This window comes from Gammaproteobacteria bacterium, from assembly GCA_003696665.1.
Classification (GTDB): Bacteria; Pseudomonadota; Gammaproteobacteria; order Enterobacterales.
On the sequence record RFGJ01000575.1, the window covers coordinates 1 to 3,322 of the forward strand.

Here is a 3,322-nt window from a genome sequence, read left to right on the forward strand (position 1 = left end):
ACATAGTTTCGAACAGTCCCGCCTGACAGGTGCAGTTTTTCGGCAATTTTTTCAGTACTTAAGCCTTCCAGCACCAGTCTTAGCACATCCCGTTCGCGGTCGGTCAGGGGATCTGCCTCCATCCAGCTATCGAGAATCAGTTCCGGTGCAATTTCGCGCCCTCCGGCAGCTATTTTTCGAATGGCTTCAGCCAGTTTGGCTGAAGGCGCATCCTTGAGCAGATAGCCCTTGACCCCGGCATCCAGCGCCCGCCGTAAAAAGCCAGCGCGGGCAAAGGTAGTTACAATCACCACTTTGCAGGGTAGCTTTTGTTTGGCAACCATTTGCGCTAAATCCAGGCCACTCATTTCCGGCATTTCAATATCCGTTAACAGAATATCTGGTGACAGTTTTTCAAGCAGTGCCAGGGCTTCTTTTCCGTTACCTGCTTCGCCGATGACTTCCAGATCCGCTTCTAAACCAAGCAGCGCCGAGAGCGCTCCCCGAATCATGGATTGATCCTCTGCGATTAGTATCTTAATGGACATTGACTCATCCCGTATTTTTAACGCAAAAATGGCTATTGAATTTTAAATGGATTCAAAGCCTAAACTGAAACCTGAATCAACAGTCGGGTTTGTTGTCCCGTGGTAATGGTCAGCTTTCCGCCAAAGGGGTGCAGGCGTTCGCGGATACCAGCAATACCATTGCCCGCTTCAATCGAAGCATTATTGCCATCGTCTGTCACTTCAAGCGTGAGGGTGTTATTGACCTGCCGAATGTTCACTTCACAATGACTGCCATTACTATGGCGAATAATATTGGTCGTCAGCTCGCGCAAAATAAGTGCTAATTCATCATCAAGCTTTTCGCTAAGCTCGCAGGACTGAAAACTGGAGTCAAAACTAAAACCAGCGGTTTCTAAGGCCATTTTGGTATTGACCAGCTCGCTGCGTAACCCGGAACGCCGATAACCTGTGACCGCGTCGCGAATTTGCGCCAGCGTATCGCGGGATAAAGCCTCCAGCTCTTTGATTTGCTGTTTTGCCGCTTCTAAATTTTTATCTATGAGTTTGCCAGCCAGCTCGGCCTTGAGGGTAATCATCGAAAAAGCATGCCCCATTGTGTCGTGTAAATCGCGGGCAATGCGCTCTCTCTCGGCGCTTGCCGCCAGCGTTTTGATTTCCTGTTGTGATAAATCCAGGGCACGTCTTTTTTTGCCCAGATCCACCAAGTAAATATTCATCGGCCCCACCATTAACACAAAAAATAGCGCTGTGTAGAGCATGGATTGATTCATATTGAGCAGCGTACCCGCGAGCCAGGTTGCGCTGGCAATCAATAATATCGCCAGCGCTGCCTTTCGAGCGTTCTCCAGCAAACAACTCATTGCCGCAGCATAAATAATGAAAGATATGCCGCCGGAATACCAGGGCGATAAACTTATCCCCAATAACCACATGAAAAGCAGATTGCGCCAGCGCTTTCGCGGCGACAGCCAGTGCAAGTGAAAATAGAGAAAGAGAAAAACCAACAAGGCGCTAACAATCAGCAGCGTCTCACCAAAAGATGGCAACTGAAAAAACAGCGGGAAACAATAAAACGCGAGATAAATGAGGGTCACATAGGGCAGCGAGCCATCCATCTCCCGATTTTTGGGCAGTAAACGCTGGTCCAGTTTTTTAAATAGCGATCTCATTCGGCTCACTGATTGTCTCATATTGTATTATCGGCTTGTGTCGTTTTGGCTATCCACAATCGGTTAATACCAGCGAATACTTTTAAGCTCAATGCGAAACGGAACGGTCGAACCATCTTTGCTTGCTTTTGCACTTAAACTTATTGCGGCCAGCCCTTGTTGGTTTAACCCTGAAATATCCTTTAGCCTAATCACCTGCTGGGTCCATTTTGCCTGGCAGTCGATGGGATGCATTAAAGGACGCGGGTTGCCTTGATTAAAAAACATCAGCGTGATTTTCGGTTGATTGCAGCGCAAATGAAAGTGTAGTTGTTTATAGGAGCTAACATCAACCGGATGAGAAAAATCCTGTTAGCCCAAAGCTGTAATGTCCCCTTTGCCCAATTCTAAAATGTCCCCTTTTTGAAATCCGGAGGGGGAGGATGGCAAAGGAGACCATTACGATGACGCAAAAAGCGGTCGATAGGCTGGCTGCGGTCCAGCAGGTGACGAACCGGCAGTTACGACAATACGAGGCGGCAAGACAACTTGGGCTGAGTATCCGTCAGGTCAGACGCCTGGTGGCTCGTTTCCGGCAGGAAGGGCCTCCGGGGTTGGTTTCCCGGCGTCTGGGGCGCCGTTCGGGCAATGCCTTTCCTGAAGCTGTACGCCGGGAAATCATGACTTTGGTCCATGAGCACTACGCCGACTTCGGGCCTACCCTTGCCTGTGAAGAGCTGGTTGAACTGCACGGTCGACAGCTGTCGGCCGAGACCCTACGCCAGTGGATGATCGCCGACGGTCTGTGGCGACCGAGAAAACGCAAGGCGGCCCGGATTCACCAACGGCGCCCCCGCCGTCCCTGCCGGGCTTTTTGCGGGACGACAATCGGCGATTCGCCCGGGCACCGCAAAACCCTACAGACACCCATCGGCCCGTTCTCCATAGCCCAGAAGCACTTGACCTCATCCTCTGTCTGCACGCCACGCGTAAGCTTTCAAAAAACCTGACCTTCCAGTTCAAGAGCCGGGAATACCAGCTGACCGGACAGGGCAAGAGGGACTGCCTTCGCGGCGCTCGGGTCACGGTCTGTGAGGCATTCGATGGCACCGTCACCGTGCTTTACAAGGGCCAATCGCTGGCCTATCGTGTGCTCAACGAGGGGGAACTTCCCATTGCGCTCGACGACTAGAAAAGCCTTCAGCAGACCGTGGACAGGGCCAAAGCAAGACAGCAAGCCTCCCCCACAATAAAGCCAGCGCCCCACCATCCCTGGCGTTGTTTACCTATCGGCAAGGCTAAATTTGCTTCCCCTTCACCAGCACCCTGAGTCACCACCCAAGAGGGGATATTTCAGCTTGGGAAAAAAGGTGACATTTTAGAATTGGGTCGACATATTTTTTGCTTTGCGGACTACATCACAAATAAACGCTTTTCTGTAACCTTATTATGAGCTATCTGTCATCGGCCAAACTATAAGTTTTGCTGGAACTCGACACGCTATTTTTGTCATTGAGTCCCTGCTTCACCGCCAGCCAACACGCTAAGCCAATCCACAGAAAAGTCGGCAACCATGGCCAACGGAGGACTGGTGCCACGCTTCGCATAGGCGTGATGCGATGTGATAGACGTTGATTAACAAACAAAGGCAATTGTTTTTCAATC

At 50.7% G+C, this 3,322-nt stretch carries 4 protein-coding genes and 1 pseudogene; 1 reads left to right on the forward strand and 4 read right to left on the reverse strand.

All coding sequences use genetic code 11. The features are described from left to right. From D6694_13985 to D6694_13995, 3 genes are all read right to left on the reverse strand, one after another. The coding region (locus D6694_13985; protein ID RMH36328.1) for a DNA-binding response regulator at positions 1–527 on the reverse strand (527 nt) is incomplete at its 3' end. 59 nt (positions 528–586) lie between these two features. Further along, entirely contained in the window at positions 587–1,699 is a 1,113-nt protein-coding gene (locus D6694_13990; GenBank protein RMH36329.1) for a sensor histidine kinase, read from the reverse strand. A 42-nt stretch (positions 1,700–1,741) separates the two neighbouring features. Then, a complete protein-coding gene (locus D6694_13995) occupies positions 1,742–1,945 on the reverse strand; it encodes a hypothetical protein (GenBank protein RMH36330.1) in 204 nt (67 codons plus the stop codon). A 155-nt stretch (positions 1,946–2,100) separates the two neighbouring features. Between D6694_13995 and D6694_14000 the strand changes: the two are divergent. Then, a pseudogene (locus D6694_14000) lies at positions 2,101–2,987 on the forward strand (helix-turn-helix domain-containing protein). Between the two features lie 124 nt (positions 2,988–3,111). Here D6694_14000 and D6694_14005 read toward each other — a convergent pair. Next, positions 3,112–3,322, reverse strand: a 211-nt coding sequence (locus D6694_14005; protein RMH36331.1) for a hypothetical protein, incomplete at its 5' end; no start/stop codon positions are given.

Bases quoted from the DNA above. Each gene is read 5' to 3' on its own strand.
- D6694_13990 (RMH36329.1), bottom strand. From the start codon at position 1,699: ATGAGACAATCAGTGAGCCGAATGAGATCGCTATTTAAAAAACTGGAC.
- D6694_13995 (RMH36330.1), bottom strand. From the start codon at position 1,945: ATGTTTTTTAATCAAGGCAACCCGCGTCCTTTAATGCATCCCATCGAC.